The following is a 17,393-nucleotide window of genomic DNA, read 5'->3' on the forward strand; positions in this document are numbered from 1 at the left end:
TCTGCTTTTTATGCATGCAACTTAACTTCTTCTACATTACACGTCATAGAATATGGAAAATACACACAAAGATGAAAGAGTTCAGAACGTTAAATTCAAACAAATAAATGATCCTCTAAAAAAGTGTTTTTCAGTCAACTTGAATCTTTATCTGAATTAGAACTTGAGCAACTAAAATTGTTAAGGGAGTTTATTAAAGATATAAATAGTGCATGTGTTGCCTTCTCTGGAGGCGTTGATAGTTCTTTAGTAGCAACAATAGCGCATGAACAGCTAGGCTTAAAAGCCCTTGCAGTTACTGGTGTCTCTCCTTCTTTAGCTCCATATTTACTAAAGCAAGCGCGTCTTCAAGCTGCTTGGATTGGTATTCGTCATGAAGAATGTCAAACCCATGAAATCAATGAGCCAAATTACTTTAAGAATCCTGAAAATAGATGCTTTGCGTGCAAACAAGAATTGCACAAGCATTTATATAAAATTTCAAAAAAATACAATAATGCTCAAGTTCTCGATGGAGTTAATCATGACGACCTTAGCGACTTTCGACCAGGTATTAAGGCAGCTAATCAAGCAGGCGTGATATCACCTCTGGCCGAACTGAAAATAGATAAAAAATCAATTCGTTCGATTTCCAAATCATTAGGATTACCTTGGTGGGATAAACCTGCTCAACCATGTTTAGCCTCTCGCATTCCTTTTGGAGAGGAAATAAGTTCAAAAAGGCTGGAGCAAATTGCCTTAGCAGAAGAATGGATTATTAATCAAGGTTTTTCTAAGGTACGTGTAAGAAGTCAAGGTCTATCAGCAAGAATCGAATTACCCGCACATGAAATAAACAACTTTCTGAAAATCATTCAAAGAAATCAATTAATTAAATATTTTTTATCTTTAGGTTTTCATTCAATAAGCCTAGATCTAGAGGGTTTTATTAGTGGCAAACTTACTAGAGAAATAAAGAAAACCATCTGAAAGATCAAATCTCATCTCGAAATAATTTTTGATTTACTTAAAGTATTGATTTTGCTCAGGGTTCACGATGCAAAGCTTGAATTCCTGAAGGAATCTCTCTGGCAATATTTTTAAAAGAGAAGTTCTTAGCCAAAAAATCTTTGAAAAGTACTTCACAAGCTTTTTCAGGCATCGTATGGTTACCACAAGTGAATACATCAATGGCTGCATAACCAATCTCTGGCCATGTATGTATTGAGATATGAGATTCAGCCAATAACGCGAGTCCAGTAACTCCCTGAGGTTTAAAACTGTGTGTTACCAAATTTATGAGCGTAGCACCAGCAATTTTGGCCGATGATGTGATTGTTGTCCTTATAAAAGCTTCATCATTAAGCTTCAAATGATCACATTGGTAAAGTTCAAGTATGCAGTGCCTTCCAATATTCTCACTAGAATTAGCATGAATGATTTCTGCATCATTTGACTTGTAAGAATCAGGCCATCCAGGGTTTGGATGCAATTCTGGGAAAAAAGGTTCCATAATATATCCAAAAATCATTTCCACAATAACCGACCAATAGTTTTAACTAAAAGAATCTAATAGCATTAATTGTGAGTTTCGTACCCATTCACCTTCAAAAGATTCCAAATGTGTTGCACTAATTAAACACTGATGTTTTTGGCCAACAGCATCTAAAAGCAATAATTGTCGTTTTGGATCCAGCTCAGCTAAAACATCATCTAAAAGCAAAATTGGAGATCTGCCAAACACCGTTTTAATTAATTCTAATTCGGCCAATTTCAAAGCCAACACAATAGTCCTCTGTTGACCAGCAGAACCAAAGCGTCTAGCATCTACTCCATTTATTAAAAAATGTACATCATCACGATGCGGACCTACTCGGCAATTACCCGTAACCTGTTCATCAGGCCTCATTTCCAAAAGTTGACGTTCAATACTCTCCCTCCAAAGCCTTTCACTCTCTTCACCTTCAAGTTGACTACCTGGTAAATATGAAATAGTAAGCTTTTCCTTACTATTACTTAAATATTCTTGCCAGTTTGAAGCTATCGGAAGTAGACGATCTAAAATACGCCTACGCCTTCGATGAATTCTTGTACTTACCAAAGCCATTTGCCTATCATAAGAATCTAATAGAATATTCTGATTCTCGTTCGATTGAACACTGAAATTACGCCACAACTGACTTCTTTGCCTAAGCAATCTAGAAAACCTTCCGACCAAGTCAGAATAAATTGGTTCAAGTTGTTGAACAATTCTATCTAGCCAATTTCTTCTTAGAGCAGGTTCTCCTCTAATTAATTCTAGATCAAGAGCACTAAAACCTACACTTCTCATCGGTCCGATCAAATCAATTTGACGAGTTAAAAGTTTTTCATTTTTATAGGCTTTTCTCCCACCTTTTCTGTTTAATTCTAAAGAAACTTTTTGATCATCGTCAATTTTCGCAGATAAGAAAGCCTGATCTTGGTCCCAATAAATTAAATCCTGATTTCGATTAGATCGATGAGAGCGTAAACAAGACAAGAGCTCTACAGATTCAAGAAGATTAGATTTCCCAACTCCATTTTGACCTATTACTATTAATCGATTTTCAGTTAACTCAAACTGAAAACATCGATAATTTCGAAAATTATTAAGTTCTAACTGATGAAGTTGAATGTTGCTTTATGGCATTTGTATGTAAGCTAATTTTAATAAGGTCTCAGTATTTGGCCTTTTTTAATATCAACCCCTTGTTGGGCATGTAGCTCAGTTGGATAGAGCATCAGATTCCGGTTCTGAGAGTCGGGGGTTCGAGTCCCTCCATGCTCGTAAAAATAATTTCTCAAAGTCTAAATCCCATTGTTTTTATACCATTTGGATCTAATAAAAATCCATTAGCTTTTAATGGATTAAGTGAAATTAACGGAGCAGCAACCGAAATACTACAGCCTGGCAACTCTCGTCTAATTATTTCGATTGCCTTGAAAACCACAATAGACATGAACGTTTCTTGTTGATCCCCAGGCTCTGCGACTAAATCCCACAAATTTGCATTTAAACCCTTATCGCTAGTCACACGAACAAAGCCAACAAGATTATCAGAAGTTTTTTGAAGAAGAGTTAAATAAAAATCAGACTTTTTCAAAGCTAATTCTAACTTCCTTGGTTGATGGGTGTCTTGTTTACATCTTAATAAAAGCCTATTTATTTTACGTACAGGAACAGGTTCACTCCTGAGTAAAACAAAGCCCTGAGGAATTTGGGGGCATTTATTTCCTGAATTTAATCCAAGCATGTCATCCTGTGTTTCTCATTCCTGCAGCAATGCCATTGATAGTTAACAATGCTCCTCGCAATAATTCACTACGGCTATATGTACGTGAACTTTGACCAGAGTCAGCACTCAAATCTTCACTAATGGGTGGTTGACGATTCTGATCTCTTAATCGTTTGAGAAGAGCGACTTGTAGAAATCCCAAGGGAATAATAGTCCTGTTCCTCAGATTTACAGACAATTGCAAAGCTGGGTCTGCACTCAAAAGTTTTGACTTATCAGTAATTTCTAAAATTAATTTCTTTGTTAAATTATATTCACTTGAGATGATATCGAAAATTCCAGCGAATGCTTCACGATTATCATTGCCACCTAAACTAAGCATATAGTGGTGGGCAACATCCAAATCAACTTTCGAAAGTGTCATCTCTACTTTAGATATCAACATTCTAAAGAATGGCCATCTCTGATTCAACATTCTCAACATCTCCATTTGATTGGGATCTATCTTTAGTTCAGTAGCTAACGCTGTACCAACCCCAAACCAGCTAGGCAAGAGGAATCGACTTTGAGTCCAACCAAAGACCCATGGAATTGCACGAAGACTTGATAAGTCTTTTGCACCACTTTTTCTTCGTGCAGGACGACTAGAAATTTGCAACTTACTGATCTCTTCAATTGGAGTAACTACTTGAAAGAATTGAACCAAGTCGGGATTATCATGAACTAAAGCTCGATAATGCTCCCTTGAACGAGCAGCCAGCCTGGTCATCAATTCATTCCAACTTGGCGTGGCATCTAATTTGTTAGTAACCAAGCTATTTTGGAGAACCGCTGTAGTGACAGTTTCAAGATTATATAAAGCTAATTCTGGAAGGCTATATTTTGAGGCAAGAACCTCCCCTTGCTCTGTGATCTTTATACGGCCTTGAAGCGTACCACTTGGTTGAGCCAAAATTGCTTGATAAGCTGGTCCACCTCCTCTGCCTACTGACCCTCCCCTACCATGAAAAATACGTAAAGCTATACCTTGTCTACTAGCCAGATCTTGTAGTGCTATTTGGGCCTTATGAATTTCCCAATTACTTGAGAGGAAACCAGAATCCTTGTTACTATCAGAATATCCAAGCATAAGTTCCTGAAGAGGTTGTTTTTTCTCTCCTACTCGTTGAAGTAATTTTCTATAAACATCTTTCTGAAGTAAAGACTCCATGACAGAAGGAGCATGTTGTAAGTCTTCAACCGTTTCAAATAATGGAACAACAAGAAAATCAGCAGCTCCTAAAGTTGGATCAATCAATCCTGACTCTTTGGCTAAAAGCAAAACTTCTAATAAATCTGATGCTGTATGACTCATTGAAATTACATATGAGCGACAAATACGAGTACCAAATTCTTTTTGAAGCCTATTAAGCATATGAAAAACTGAGATAGTTTCTTGAGTACTTTTAGACCAATCAAAAGCAGGAGGGATAAGTGGTCTCCGAGTATTCAATTCCTTCATCAACCAAGTGACGCGACTTTCCTCGTTCATCAATCCATATGACTCAGGCAGATCTAAATAGCGAGTGAGTTCATCCAACGCATCACTATGACGAGTACTTTCTTGCCTAATGTCTAAACTTGCTAAAGAGAAGCCAAAGATATGAACTTGGTTTAATAAGGTATCCAGAGGTTCACATGTAAGATTAGTACTAACCAAACTATTCCTAATAAGTTCTAATTCATTTTTAAATTCGTCTACAGATCTATAGTGAAGTAAATCATCAAAACTATTATTTGTAGATGCTAAAGGCTTAACTTCAGGAGAGAATTGCCACCCAGCATCTGCTAGCTGCTTATTACGTATTTGAGTAAGTCGTAACCTCTCGAGTGTATAGCTAAGCTTCAATCGATAAGGTTCTAGCCGATATCTGGCAGCTCGCTCCTCGTAGACCTCCGGGAAACGAACTCTGTCCATTTCTAATGACTCTAGCAAAGGAGAACTTACTTGACTCCATTGCATAGATATACTTAATTGATCTCTGAGCTCTTGAACTGAAGTAATATATCTATCCAACATTAATTGTCTTTGATAACAGGCTGTTCTCCATGTAATTTCAGGAGTGACGGACGGATTACCATCTCGATCTGAACCCACCCAGGAACCAAATGTACAAAAGGCTTCATTAGGGATCTCTACATCTGGATAACTAGAAGCCAATGCCGTAGTCAGCCTCCTTCTCAATTGTGGCATAGCATCAAACAAAACCTGTTGAAAATAATGAAGCGCATAATCAACTTCATCTAGAACAGTCGGCTTGAATTGATGAAGTTCATCAGTTCTCCACCAAAGTCTTATCTCCTCCTCTAATTGCAGCCTAAAGATTTCCTTCTCAGACTCGGAGATTAAGCTATTAGATTGAAGCTGTTGCAAAAGAGTGGCTACTCTTCGTTGCTTATGTCTGACGGTATGTCTAACTATTTCAGTTGGGTGAGCTGTAAAGACAAGACGAATATCCATTTCCCTCATTAAAGCATCAAGCTGGGCTGGAGGAACATTCAAAAGACGTAATCGCTCAAACAATTGTCGAAAAGTTGCTGGTGCAGTTTGACTCGCTAAAGCAGGAGCGAAAGGGTCTATGTTGTCATGACTATTGTCTAGCTTTCCTTTTTTCATACTTTCTAAATAACTATCCTCCTCTATACGTTGCTCTAAAATATTTACTAACTGAAAATAAAGCGAAAAAGCCCTAGCAGCAGATATCGCCTCTGCTAAATCCATTTCCGTAATCAAATTAACTATAGCCTGCGAAGAATTATCTTTATTTGACTTGCTAGGGTCACTTAATTGCTTTAAACGCAATAATCGATCTGTTTGATTAGGAGGACATTCACTTTTGAGAACTGTTTTCCACAGATCCTCAACCAGTTCAAGTCTTTGTTGCAATAAATATCCAGGATCTTTATCCTCAACACTTTCTGTCGAGTGATGAGAGATATTTGCGTTAGAAGAATTTTTCAACATAAACCTATTATGAGGCAGTTCTCCCGACTTAGTCACTAATGGGTTGTTTCAATTGAATGAAATTGGTCTCTTCTCGTTCCATTTCACTAATACCTTTCTGAAGCAAAGACTGAATTGAGACCCCCTTGGAATAAGAATTCAGCCATATCATTGATTGATTTCCGTTTGTTAAAATAGATTCAATCGGTTGCAATAACTCAAACATATCAAGCTGCTTAGCTAAAGGAGTCACCTCTAAAAGAAGTTCATTTATCCAATCACGACAGTTTATTTGTTTTCCAGTTTTCCAATGAGATAAATTTGCATCGAGACTAGATTTGGCGGCAAGCAAATCATTTTCATCTGCTAATAGAGCCAATTCTTTGAGTGTTTTAAAGCTCGCTTCCATGGGATCATATTTTTTTATATTGTTTTTAAGATGAATAATTCTTAGTTCAAGTAACGCTGTTATGGCTAATAGCAAATCAACATTACATACCAAGTCACATATCCTTAGCTCTAATCGATTTAATACATGAGGTCTTTCTGGACCATTTGGCCGAACTGATGTCCACAAATGTCTTTCATTTTGCATATTCCCCTGCGATAACTGATCTTCAACCCATGTTACATAGTGATCATGATCTACAAACATAGGGACATTGGAGGGTGTCTTAGGGAATTGAATCCACCTTTGAGAATGTGCTCCAGTGGCATTTCCTCCTAAAAAAGGAGAACTAGCGCTTAATGCCAAAAATAATGATGCCTCACATCGAACCAAACGAAGAGCCGAAAACAGTAAGGATAGGTTTTCAATACCTAAATTAATATGAATACTTGCTGTTACGACTTTTGTTCCATAATTTTTTTCTATATAAGAGTGATAACAGTTTTCCACATCTGACCTTTCAAATTTTTCTATATTTCCAAGACTTAAAGTGCTCCCAGGAAGAATGGTGAGTTCTTTGCAATCAAGCCATTTTCTAAGTTTTAATCGTGGTAGTAACAGTGCATGCTTTAAAACTTCATATCTTTGATCTGGAACAGTTATGTACTCAAGATTTCTTTGATCAGGTTCTTTCACAAAATCTGATAGATCTTTAGTAATAGCAGATGCAACCCCTACATTTTCGCCGGCAAATGTACCGGTAAAAAGCTCCACTTCAAACCCCTTGAGAAGCATAAAGTTGGTCATAAATCAGGAGCTTCTAGGCAAGCTAAAGCAGTAAACATTCCTTTCGCTTTATTTAAAGTTTCTTGATACTCATTAGAAGGAATGGAATCTGCGACGACTCCAGCTCCAGCTTGAACTTGAACTATACAGTCATTTTTATTGTTCCTACGAACAACCATTGTTCTGATAGTAATAGCTGTGTTTAAGGCTCCATTTAAATCTATTGAGCCATAAACGCCGGAGTAAGGACCTCTACGTTGTTTTTCTAATTGATTAATTAGTTGCATAGCTCTTATTTTTGGTGCTCCACTAACAGTTCCAGCGGGGAAAGAAGCAATTAATAAATCCCAAATATCATTTGTTTTTTTTAAAGTACCTTCAACCTCACTGACTATGTGCATTACATGCGAATATTTTTCTATAACCATTAATTCTTTTACAAAAACACTACCTGGGATGCAAACTCGGCCTAAATCATTTCGACCTAAATCTACTAACATCACATGCTCAGCTCTTTCTTTTGGATCTTTTAAAAGATCTTTCTCAAGGATTGCATCATCTAAATCATTTTTACCTCTTGGACGTGTACCAGCAATTGGTCTCAAACTTGCTTGAATACCCTCTTCAGTTTGTTTGGCCTTAACCATTACCTCCGGGCTCGAACCAATAAGTTGCCAATCTCCAAAATCAAAAAATGCCATAAATGGAGAGGGATTTACCATCCGCAGGCTTCGATATAACTCAAAAGGTTTTTGTATTACAGTCGACTCCAATTTTTGACTAATAACCAACTGAAAAACATCACCTTTTTTGATAAATTCTTTTGCCGATTTAACACTTTTTTCAAATTCACTCTTTGATGTTTTTTGCTTCATATCAACTGATCTATTCGCATTTTCATTCCATTTTAAAGACTTGACTGGCTTTAGAGGAGCTGCCATTAGGTCTTGAAGTTGATTGATTTGTTCACAAGCGATTTCATAAGCTTGACCAGAGGAAACCCCATCACTTAAATCTCCATATGCTACGGCTGTTATTAGACGTTTGACTTGATCAAAAATAAGAATTTTGTCCATAAACATCCAAATCCCATCAGGCAAGTCTTGATCTGATAATTCATGGGTGGGTACAGAGGGCTCAATCCATTGAATTAGTTCATAACCCCACATTCCAAAAAGTTGTCCTAGTTGCGGTAACCCTGACAAAGAAACAGATTTATAAGGCTTAAGCATTTCCCTGAGTATTTCAATTGGATTTCCATGAAACTTTTCTTGTTTTCCAGTTCTCCAACATCTAGTCAATTCATCACCACTAACTGTCACCTGCCATAGAGGATCTGATGCAACCACACTCCACCTGCCAATAGTTTCTCCACCTTCTACTGATTCAAGTAATACCCCTGGAGGGTTGCCGTTACCAACTTTAAGCCAGGTGGTAAGGGGGGTTTCCAAATCAGCCGGCCAACTTTTTGCCAAGGGAATATAGTTTGCCCCGCTGGAAGCTGATAAAAGAAATTGTTCCTTATCCAAGCTAAGCATGACTGCATAATGGCAGCCCAATATATATATTTAAAGGGGTCAACACTTTAGATTAGATTAATCATGCATCGTAAGTTTTTTTTCCGCTAAATTTCAAGCTTGCTGGATTAGGATTTTCTCCGATTCGTCTATTGTTGTAACCTTCTTTTAACCTTCCTTCATTGGGTTTCTCAGAAAAGACACCATCTTTAGGGAAAAGTAATTCTCTATCCCCTCCAGGATAAATTCTATATATTTTGCTTGTTTCAATTCTTGGCTTAAACCCTCTTAATTGAGTATTCAAAGCAAAACACTGCTCTTTTCTTGCAAAGTACATCAAATTATCACCTGCATGCATTACTGCAGCTCCTCCTGTTGGAAGCTCAAATACCTCAGAGGTTTTACTTGTCCAGGTAATTGCATATTTTTCTTCGGTTTCAGCCGAGTTTAATAAACCACCGGTGCTACCAATGTGTTTTGGAAGTGTTCCAGGTAATACTTCGGTCATGCTTTCAATTAAATCAACTTTTCTTTATATTTTTAAATTAGCACTTTATTTTGTGCCTTTTGACTCATTGGACGTCAACTTCACACGCGTCAACATTAATCAATCAGATCAAATTCTTTTAATTCAGAAATAGGAAAAAATATCGTAATTCCTTTATCTCTCCTATTAGTAAGTCGGCCCCCAAGACTTTTCAAAAGTCTTTGCGTTGCAGCCTGACTAAGCTGCAAATTACCTGTTGAAGGATTCCAGCTAAGTACTGGACCAATTTCTTCGTTGGAACAACTTTCTGAAATTTCAGAATGAGTAGTTGTGGAAAGCTGAGTTAAAATCTGAAGCTTTAGTCTTTGACCCGCTGGCCTCAATTTCAAAGTTAATTCCCCACCGGTTTGCAATCCACGACTATTACGATCAATAAGACCTGTAAGCATTAATTCAAGCCCTTCAGAATCACTCAAGACTTTTGGCAAATCTGGTGTGATATCAAGAATAAGTTTTAAACCTTTTCGTTCTAACTGATTACTCCAAACCGGAAATAACATTGTGAGCATTTTACCTAAATCAGTTAAAGCTAAATTTGTCTCTCGTGGCTTACTCCTCTCTAACTCAACTGCATTAAAAATCAAGCCGAAACGATCAATTTGTTCTGTACATTCAATATCTATTTGCTTCAAACGTGATTCAACTACCCTAGATAAGTCTTGTTTTCGTAGAAGAGATCTTATTAAAGTTCTTATTGTCGCCAGAGGAGTCCTTATTTCATGTGTTAAAGCCTCTAGTAAGGAAATTTCACTATTTCTTGAGATTGATGTGTGATCATTAATTAAATTATCTGGCAAAGTTTGAATATTTAAACTTGGTGCAATATCTGCAAGTCGTTGAGATAGTAAAGGCCAAAATACTTTAGATAAATCATCATTCGTTTTTAGCTGGCCCAATTCTCCGAGTGCGTTTCGAAGATTATGTGCTTGTTCAACATTTTCTGTATTCAATCTGTTGTCAAGTAACGTCAAAAGGTCACTCAAAGTCTCTGGATCACTGCGCATTAATAATTTTCTCTCCTGACAACTCCCCTCCAGGGCCAAAGCAATTTGAATTTCAGGAGTAATCACTATTAACAAAGGATCGTTCCCATCTTCCTCCAGAAGAGTCAATCGCTCATAGCCTGAGGAATCATTATGAAAATCCATCGAAATTGATTGACTGGGTGGCAACATCCCCATAGAAGGATTTGTTAGATTTACAAGATCCTTGGGAGCCCATACCCATCCTTGAAATTTCTTGAGTAATTTAGGTTCGTATAACGCTGGTAAAGGGGAAGACAACCACAAACCTCTTGTAAGGTTCATCGGAAGGAGTATGTCTGACTGAAGAGTATCCAGAGCAGCCCACCACATTCTCCTGACTGCAGATTCACTACATTTGGCTTGAGGAACACCTTTAGCCATTCTTTTTTGTAAGGCTTTAATTGTTATTAGGGACGTATTCACAAAAACCTCCAAACCTCATACAAACCTTTAAATTCATTAGATTGGTCAGATTTTAAAGGGTGAAAAATCATAAAAAAAAGAGTTTCAACTCATGAGGTGCCTTAGCTGATTATTTTCAAATAGATTGATTGAAAATTTCTAAGTAATTCAATTTAAGAGGCAAATAAGTCTTTTAAAAAATTAGAATCATAAGAACTAATTCGTTTATTAGTAAGGGTTAAAAAGGTGGGGATTGCACCTCATATCCCATAAATCTAAGAATAACTAATCCAATGAAACTAATGTTTGATCTTGAAGTGAGGATTCCTTCCTTTACATAGATGAAAAACTTAACCTCAAGATGGTAAAAAGGTGCTTAACCATCGCAATACTTAAAACACTACTGAGACTCGACTGATGCATTTACAAATAGAATAAGCATAATTATTTAATTAGAGATTTTTTCTTATTGACTGTCCTCTTCTAGATACAGATAAACAAAGGCCCAAACTTATAAAATTAACAAGTAATGCCGTTCTTCCATAGCTCATAAAAGGCAATGGGATTCCAGTTACAGGACCTAAACCAATGGTCATAAATATATTCACCATAATTTGGAACATAAACATTGAAGCTATTCCAATCACAATCAAAGATTCAAAATCACTGCGCGCCTGAATAGCTATCTTGATCAATCGAAAAATTAGAATAAAAAATAAAAATAAGACCAACAAAGTTCCTACGAAACCTGTCTCTTCTCCAAGAGCGCTAAAAATAAAATCAGTATGTTGCTCTGGTATGAATTTTAACTTAGTTAATTGACCCTGCATCAACCCAGTTCCAACCAATCCTCCAGATCCAATACTTATTTTGCTTTGGAGCATATGATAGCCACCACCTAAAGGATCTTGGCTAGGATCAAGAAAAAGAATTAGTCTATCTCTCTGATAATCTCTTAATAAAGTTTCCCAAAACCAAGAAGAAGTTTTGGCTATTAATGAATGAAAGAGAAAAATTAATATTGTAAGTATTTTTCTTTGATTTGGAAGAGACTTATAAGACAAAAAAACAATTATTGGGAACCATATAAAAAGCCCCAATGGGTATGAGTAAGACAAGAACCCTGTAACTGAAGTAGCCAAAACAATAAATGCCCACTCATATGGCATCCCTGACCAATACAACATTCCGAGAAGTATCGCGCCAAAAACAAGAGATGTACCAAGATCAGGTTGTATGAAAACCAAAATCCAAGGAAAAATAGAAACCAATAAAGGCTTCATTACATGCGATAAATTAGTAAATCTTCTTCTATCTAAAATAGAAGCCAAAACAAGTATTAAGGTCAATTTAGCAAACTCCGATGGCTGAACATAAACGCCAGCAAAGCTCAACCATCTCTGTGCTCCTAATTCAGAAGTACCACTAAAATTTACATATAACAGGGTTAAAATAGTAAAAAAATATATTGGTACAATATATTTTCGTAGATCTTGCAAAGGAACTTGAGCCAAAAAATAAACAATTAAAGACCCTATATAAGCAATGATTGCATGGTGATACCAATCTGCAATTCCAATATTTCTTTGAGTACTTGCAATTAAGAAACAAGATAAATGTACTAAAATAAAAGGTACAATCCAAATTATAAAATCAGTATCTTTCCAAATTTTTTTGTTTCTAACTATTTTTAAATTAGATATTTTCTTTCGACCAAAACTTATCATGACTTTCAATCAATGTTTAACTGATAATTGATGAGACAGAGTTTCTGCAAGTTCTAAAAATACTTTTGCTGTTATTGAATCTCGAGATGTATGAACTACAGGCAAATCCTTACCTGTACCTGAAAAAGTATCTGACTCTATTGGTATCTGAGAAAGCAAGGGGACATCATTCTCTTTAGCTAATTGCTCTCCACCTCCCGAGCCAAAAATCTCATATGATTTTTGAGGTTGATCTGAAGGAATAAAATACGTCATATTTTCTATCACTCCTAGTACAGGAATATTCAATTGTTTAAACATTGCTAGTCCCCTTCTTGAGTCTTGAAGAGATACATTTTGTGGAGTGGTGACTATAAGCACACCTGCCATGGGAACTGCCTGAGCCAAAGAAAGTTGAGCATCCCCTGTCCCAGGAGGAAGATCCACTATTAAAAAATCACGTTCTCCCCAAGAGGCTTGATACAAGAATTGTCGAATAATTCCATTAAGCATTGGGCCACGCCAAATCACTGGTTGATTTTGATCAATCAATAACCCCATTGAAACCATTCCAATTCCACATGTTTCAATGGGGATAATCATTTGCTCTGCGCCCGAACCACTAACTTCAGGAGTTATTTCGCTAACACCAAGCATGTAAGGGGTATTTGGCCCATAAATATCTGCATCAAGCAAACCAACCTTAAAACCTTTTTGACTAAGCGCACAAGCTAAATTTACGGCAACAGTACTTTTACCAACGCCTCCTTTACCACTACTTATAGCGATAACATTCTTCACTTTTGGTATTGGAGTTAATCCCTGAGATTGAGCACCATGCCCGGCCTGACCAATAGGAGATTCCGCAGATGGAGAGGAGTCCCCTATCTCAATTTGTACTTCTTCTATGTCTTCCAGTAAATCAATGCATTTCCTAATATCATTGGCTATTTGACTTCTTTGCGCTATCGCAAAATTAGGGAGGGTGAGTCTTACAACAATCTTCGGTGGCTTTACTGAAACGATATGCAACCATCCAAGTTCAACAATAGATCGTTCACTTCCGACATCTTTGACTGAATTAAACGCTTTTAAAACCTTCTCGTTAGTTGTCATTCTTAATTTCTATTCACCCGATAATAGTAAAAAAATCGACAAATATTCCAACTCATTATCCAATGATATTGGCTTTGGTAAAAAGTAAAAAATATTCGCAATACAAACTTTTCCAATATTGATGTGAAATTTGCATCATTTGAAAGTATTTTTTAAAGAAAGAAAAATACAATTAATTTTGTCCTCCTCACCAAATCAAGCCATTTTACCGGCAAAAAATTCAAGAGAACGAGCCAAAAAGCTTGTTTTAGGTCTTCAAGATGAAATTTGTGCTGGCTTAGAGACTATTGATGGAGAAGGCCAATTCACAGAAGAATCTTGGCAGAGACCAGAGGGTGGTGGGGGTCGTTCACGAGTCTTGAAAGATGGGAAAATCTTTGAACAGGGAGGAGTGAATTTTTCTGAAGTTCATGGGAATGAACTTCCACCCTCAATAATTAGCCAAAGGCCAGAAGCAAAAGGTCACTCTTGGTTTGCAACAGGAACCTCCATGGTTCTTCACCCCAAAAATCCCTACATACCAACTGTTCATCTGAATTACAGATATTTTGAAGCAGGTCCTGTTTGGTGGTTTGGGGGAGGGGCAGATTTGACCCCTTTTTATCCATATCTATCTGATACGCGTCACTTTCATTCATGTCATCAAGCCGCATGTGACACAATTAACAAAGATCTTCATAAAGTTTTCAAACCGTGGTGTGACGAATATTTCTTTCTAAAACATCGAAATGAAACTAGAGGAGTTGGAGGTATTTTTTATGACTATCAAGACGGCTCAGGTTTACTTTATAAAGGACAAAATGCCAAAGGGAAAGCATCTCAAATTTCAAAAGAATTAGGTCACTATTCTTTGAATTGGGAAAATCTTTTTTCACTTGCCAAAGCATGCGGACAAGCATTTCTGCCCTCGTATGAGCCAATTATAAAAAAACGAAAAAATCAACAATTTTCAACCAAAGAAAGAGACTTTCAACTTTATAGGCGAGGTAGATATGCTGAATTCAATTTAGTTTGGGATAGAGGGACCATTTTTGGATTACAAACAAATGGAAGAACCGAATCAATATTGATGTCATTACCGCCCTTAGCAAGATGGGAGTATGGATATAAGCCAGAAAATAATTCACGTGAAGCACTATTGACAGATTTATTTACAAAGCCTCAAGACTGGTTTACAGATAAATCGCTTGAAGAGAGGTGTCTATCACATCAAGCATTAGATTAAATTTCCCACTTCTAAGTTATCCCATTTAAAAAAGCCTGAACTATTTCATTAGCTATAAGATTTATTGTTCTTTGCCTAGTTTTTAAATTTCTAAGATTTTGTTCTAGTAAACCCTCTAATTTCCCAATTTCAAGAATCCTTATTTGCCTTCTTGGAGCACCTAAACCTCCTCTAAATAAAACTGGAAACCTTCCAAATTTTTTTGCGATTGACTCGTCGATTCTGTTTGGCGTTTCAGAAAAAGGAGGAATCAATCCTGAGCCGACTCCATATTTACCATATGCATCAAAATGAATCTCAATCGCATAACCACCTTGCTTGGCAAATTTCCTACCTACTGACCAATTTGTTCTTGGATCATTAGCATCATCAATATTTCTTATCCCAGGATCATACGATCTGATATTTAAGCCTTTCTTTTTGCCAATATTCACAACTGATTTTTGTAACTTTAAATTCCAAAAAAGTTCATCACTAATTTCAGGATGCATTGGATTCTTTCCAAACTTATCAACAGCTTCTCCAGGAGTACCAGCGCCAGACAACCCCTGAGAGTCTGCATGGCCAGCTAATATTAAAATAGGGACATTTTTATCTACATTTTTACTCCCAACCCAATTTGCAGGAAGAGTTGCACCTTCACCAATAATTACTTCGAGATCATGAGTGAAATTAAAATTTCTAGTGTAATAAAGTTGAGAAAAAGCATAAAAAATAATAAAAAATACGATAAATTTCAAACGGTTAAATAATTGATTTCTCTCCACAACTAATAATTAAATAGGTGATGAAAGTAGAGAATTTTCACTGCTAAGCTGAAGACTTTCAGATAATTCCGACTGAATTGCAATCAACTCATCACGATGAGCTCTAATTCTTAAAACACTACTATCTGATAAATCTGAACTTAACAACTTAACTTCTAATGATTCCTCTCGTTGGGATCGAATACGATAAATAATTCCTGCTAGAGGTGCACCAATTAAAGCTAGGAGTAAAGGCCACCAACTCAAAGAGGGGTAAAGCTGAATCAGAACCAGACCCAAGCAAGCTGATCCCAGTCCTCCAAGGCAAGATAAAAAGACAATCAAAAAAGTACTAGAAGCAACATTGCCATTGAAGATCAACAATTTCTCTTCCACATTGCCTCCATTCTTTTTCCAACCACGTTCTTCTAACCAAAAACTAATTCCTTTCATAACTTCAAGGGGAGGCAAAGGAGACTGAACATCTACAACTGTCGTACGGTCTTTACTTGCAGCTCGCAGAAAAAAACCCAAACCTATAGCCAAGAGGATAGTAAGAAATAAAGTTGAGGAGAATGCGCTTTGCATCTCAAAAATACGATCCCTTTTATTTTAATTGTTATGAAAAACATAGCTACAAAAGTGAGCTAAGAGAATTAAAAGATATTTTAAAAAATAAAAACGATGAATTTCCTAAATATTTTTCATCATGAAAGGTATTAGAATTCAATCATGAAAAAATCACTTATTAATTAAATTCCACTAAATCTACTATGCCAAAAAAACTTGACGAACCGTCGACCTTCAAGATCTTTGATAAAGACATAGATAATGAAACTAAAATTGCTTTAAGCTCATCTTTGGCATTAGCAGTTGATACTGAAGCTATGGGATTAATTCATGGCCGAGACAGACTATGTTTAATACAAATATGTGATCAATTAGATAATGTTATTTGTATTCGTATAGAAAAAAACCAACAATCAGCACCCAACTTAAAATCTATTCTTGAGAAAACAACAATTGAAAAAGTCTTTCATTTTGCAAGATTTGATGTGGCTGCCTTAGCAAGTAATCTAAATATTGATGTTAATCCAATTTTTTGTACAAAAATTGCAAGTAAAATTGGTAGAACTTACAGCCCAAGACACGGATTAAAAGAAGTGGTTATGGAAACTGTTGGAGTTGAATTAGATAAGCAAGCTCAAAGCAGTGACTGGGGAAAAGTTGGAGATTTAACTCAAAAACAACTGATCTATGCAGCAAATGATGTTAGATATTTACTAGGGGCTAAACAGAAACTTGAGGAGATGTTGATACGTGAAGATAGATTGGACTTAGCGCAAAAATGTTTCCAGTGTGTACCAATTTTTTCCGAGCTTGATAGAAGAAGATTTACCAATATTTTTGACCACTAATTTTTTCAACCAAAAGATTAATTAATCTTCAAGCATAAAATTTTCCTCTTCTTTTAGAGCCTTCAACAAGTGATCAAATGAGGCAGAGGCAGATATAGTTTGTTTTTGATCCTCATTAAAAGTTTGCTCAAGGATCTTTTGAGCAATTTCTTTTCTTGATTGCAATTCTTTTTTCCCTTCTTTAGCCGCTGCAACCTCTACTTTTCTTCGAGCGGCTGCAATACTTATGCTTAAAGATGATGCTATTTGAGCACAAATTTTAAGATAATGATGATCTTCAATTAGAGGCATATGCTTT

General features: G+C 36.4%; 16 protein-coding genes and 1 tRNA gene. 4 read left to right on the forward strand and 13 right to left on the reverse strand.

Annotated elements, in window-relative coordinates; all coding sequences use genetic code 11:
- Positions 1-123: 123 nt before the first annotated feature.
- On the forward strand, positions 124-969 hold the full coding sequence (larE, locus tag AC6EIW_RS06800; RefSeq protein ID WP_498519933.1) for an ATP-dependent sacrificial sulfur transferase LarE: 846 nt from the start codon (positions 124-126) through the stop codon (positions 967-969).
- Between the two features lie 55 nt (positions 970-1,024).
- Here the strand turns inward: larE and speD are convergent, their stop codons facing one another.
- The gene (speD, locus tag AC6EIW_RS06805) at positions 1,025-1,492 is read right to left on the reverse strand and encodes an adenosylmethionine decarboxylase (protein ID WP_498519934.1); all 468 of its coding nucleotides are present in this window, start codon (positions 1,490-1,492) and stop codon (positions 1,025-1,027) included.
- A 42-nt stretch (positions 1,493-1,534) separates the two neighbouring features.
- Positions 1,535-2,635, reverse strand: coding sequence for a DNA replication/repair protein RecF (gene recF, locus AC6EIW_RS06810; protein ID WP_498521624.1), 1,101 nt, complete (start codon positions 2,633-2,635; stop codon positions 1,535-1,537).
- 79 nt (positions 2,636-2,714) lie between these two features.
- On the opposite strand from recF, the gene AC6EIW_RS06815 reads away from it, so the two are divergent.
- Positions 2,715-2,788: transfer RNA gene (locus AC6EIW_RS06815), tRNA-Arg, on the forward strand.
- A gap of 13 nt (positions 2,789-2,801) precedes the next feature.
- Here AC6EIW_RS06815 and AC6EIW_RS06820 read toward each other — a convergent pair.
- The 8 genes from AC6EIW_RS06820 to AC6EIW_RS06855 form a co-directional block, all read right to left on the reverse strand.
- A complete protein-coding gene (locus AC6EIW_RS06820) occupies positions 2,802-3,254 on the reverse strand; it encodes an N-acetyltransferase (protein ID WP_498519935.1) in 453 nt (150 codons plus the stop codon).
- Position 3,255: 1 nt separating this feature from the next.
- The gene (gene ppc, locus AC6EIW_RS06825; RefSeq protein ID WP_498519936.1) at positions 3,256-6,240 is read right to left on the reverse strand and encodes a phosphoenolpyruvate carboxylase; all 2,985 of its coding nucleotides are present in this window, start codon (positions 6,238-6,240) and stop codon (positions 3,256-3,258) included.
- 28 nt (positions 6,241-6,268) lie between these two features.
- Positions 6,269-7,414 (reverse strand): glutamate--cysteine ligase, encoded by a 1,146-nt coding sequence (gene gshA, locus AC6EIW_RS06830; protein WP_498519937.1) that lies wholly within the window; start codon positions 7,412-7,414, stop codon positions 6,269-6,271.
- The gene (locus tag AC6EIW_RS06835) at positions 7,411-8,931 is read right to left on the reverse strand and encodes an anthranilate synthase component I family protein (protein WP_498519938.1); all 1,521 of its coding nucleotides are present in this window, start codon (positions 8,929-8,931) and stop codon (positions 7,411-7,413) included. Before AC6EIW_RS06835 ends, gshA begins: the two co-directional genes overlap by 4 nt.
- Before the next feature lie 61 nt (positions 8,932-8,992).
- Complete coding sequence (gene psaD, locus AC6EIW_RS06840) at positions 8,993-9,418, reverse strand: photosystem I reaction center subunit II (RefSeq protein WP_498506180.1); 426 nt, start codon at positions 9,416-9,418, stop codon at positions 8,993-8,995.
- A gap of 95 nt (positions 9,419-9,513) precedes the next feature.
- Positions 9,514-10,905 carry a sensor histidine kinase gene (locus AC6EIW_RS06845; RefSeq protein WP_498519939.1) on the reverse strand — a complete coding sequence of 464 codons (1,392 nt, stop codon included), beginning with the start codon at positions 10,903-10,905 and terminating at the stop codon, positions 9,514-9,516.
- Between the two features lie 431 nt (positions 10,906-11,336).
- Positions 11,337-12,611: a rod shape-determining protein RodA gene (gene rodA / locus AC6EIW_RS06850; RefSeq protein ID WP_498519940.1), complete on the reverse strand. Its 1,275-nt coding sequence runs from the start codon at positions 12,609-12,611 to the stop codon at positions 11,337-11,339.
- 9 nt (positions 12,612-12,620) lie between these two features.
- Positions 12,621-13,706 carry an Mrp/NBP35 family ATP-binding protein gene (locus AC6EIW_RS06855; protein WP_498519941.1) on the reverse strand — a complete coding sequence of 362 codons (1,086 nt, stop codon included), beginning with the start codon at positions 13,704-13,706 and terminating at the stop codon, positions 12,621-12,623.
- Between the two features lie 178 nt (positions 13,707-13,884).
- Here AC6EIW_RS06855 and hemF point away from each other — a divergent pair, with 178 nt between their 5' ends.
- Entirely contained in the window at positions 13,885-14,931 is a 1,047-nt protein-coding gene (hemF, locus tag AC6EIW_RS06860; RefSeq protein ID WP_498519942.1) for an oxygen-dependent coproporphyrinogen oxidase, read from the forward strand.
- A gap of 11 nt (positions 14,932-14,942) precedes the next feature.
- Here hemF and AC6EIW_RS06865 read toward each other — a convergent pair whose 3' ends face one another.
- Positions 14,943-15,698: an N-acetylmuramoyl-L-alanine amidase gene (locus tag AC6EIW_RS06865; RefSeq protein ID WP_498519943.1), complete on the reverse strand. Its 756-nt coding sequence runs from the start codon at positions 15,696-15,698 to the stop codon at positions 14,943-14,945.
- 9 nt (positions 15,699-15,707) lie between these two features.
- A complete protein-coding gene (locus AC6EIW_RS06870; protein ID WP_498519944.1) occupies positions 15,708-16,265 on the reverse strand; it encodes a cofactor assembly of complex C subunit B in 558 nt (185 codons plus the stop codon).
- A gap of 185 nt (positions 16,266-16,450) precedes the next feature.
- Here AC6EIW_RS06870 and AC6EIW_RS06875 point away from each other — a divergent pair, with 185 nt between their 5' ends.
- A complete protein-coding gene (locus tag AC6EIW_RS06875) occupies positions 16,451-17,095 on the forward strand; it encodes a ribonuclease D (RefSeq protein WP_498519945.1) in 645 nt (214 codons plus the stop codon).
- A gap of 21 nt (positions 17,096-17,116) precedes the next feature.
- Here AC6EIW_RS06875 and AC6EIW_RS06880 read toward each other — a convergent pair whose 3' ends face one another.
- Complete coding sequence (locus AC6EIW_RS06880) at positions 17,117-17,386, reverse strand: DUF8658 family protein (RefSeq protein WP_498519946.1); 270 nt, start codon at positions 17,384-17,386, stop codon at positions 17,117-17,119.
- Positions 17,387-17,393 lie beyond the last annotated feature (7 nt).

This window comes from Prochlorococcus sp. MIT2308 (genome assembly GCF_059772345.1).

Bases quoted from the DNA above. Each gene is read 5' to 3' on its own strand.
- psaD (WP_498506180.1), bottom strand. From the start codon at position 9,418: ATGACCGAAGTATTACCTGGAACACTTCCAAAACACATTGGTAGCACC.
- AC6EIW_RS06880 (WP_498519946.1), bottom strand. From the start codon at position 17,386: ATGCCTCTAATTGAAGATCATCATTATCTTAAAATTTGTGCTCAAATA.
- AC6EIW_RS06870 (WP_498519944.1), bottom strand. From the start codon at position 16,265: ATGCAAAGCGCATTCTCCTCAACTTTATTTCTTACTATCCTCTTGGCT.
- AC6EIW_RS06835 (WP_498519938.1), bottom strand. From the start codon at position 8,931: ATGCTTAGCTTGGATAAGGAACAATTTCTTTTATCAGCTTCCAGCGGG.
- gshA (WP_498519937.1), bottom strand. From the start codon at position 7,414: ATGACCAACTTTATGCTTCTCAAGGGGTTTGAAGTGGAGCTTTTTACC.
- ppc (WP_498519936.1), bottom strand. From the start codon at position 6,240: ATGTTGAAAAATTCTTCTAACGCAAATATCTCTCATCACTCGACAGAA.
- AC6EIW_RS06875 (WP_498519945.1), top strand. From the start codon at position 16,451: ATGCCAAAAAAACTTGACGAACCGTCGACCTTCAAGATCTTTGATAAA.
- AC6EIW_RS06855 (WP_498519941.1), bottom strand. From the start codon at position 13,706: ATGACAACTAACGAGAAGGTTTTAAAAGCGTTTAATTCAGTCAAAGAT.
- speD (WP_498519934.1), bottom strand. From the start codon at position 1,492: ATGGAACCTTTTTTCCCAGAATTGCATCCAAACCCTGGATGGCCTGAT.
- rodA (WP_498519940.1), bottom strand. From the start codon at position 12,611: ATGATAAGTTTTGGTCGAAAGAAAATATCTAATTTAAAAATAGTTAGA.
- AC6EIW_RS06820 (WP_498519935.1), bottom strand. From the start codon at position 3,254: ATGCTTGGATTAAATTCAGGAAATAAATGCCCCCAAATTCCTCAGGGC.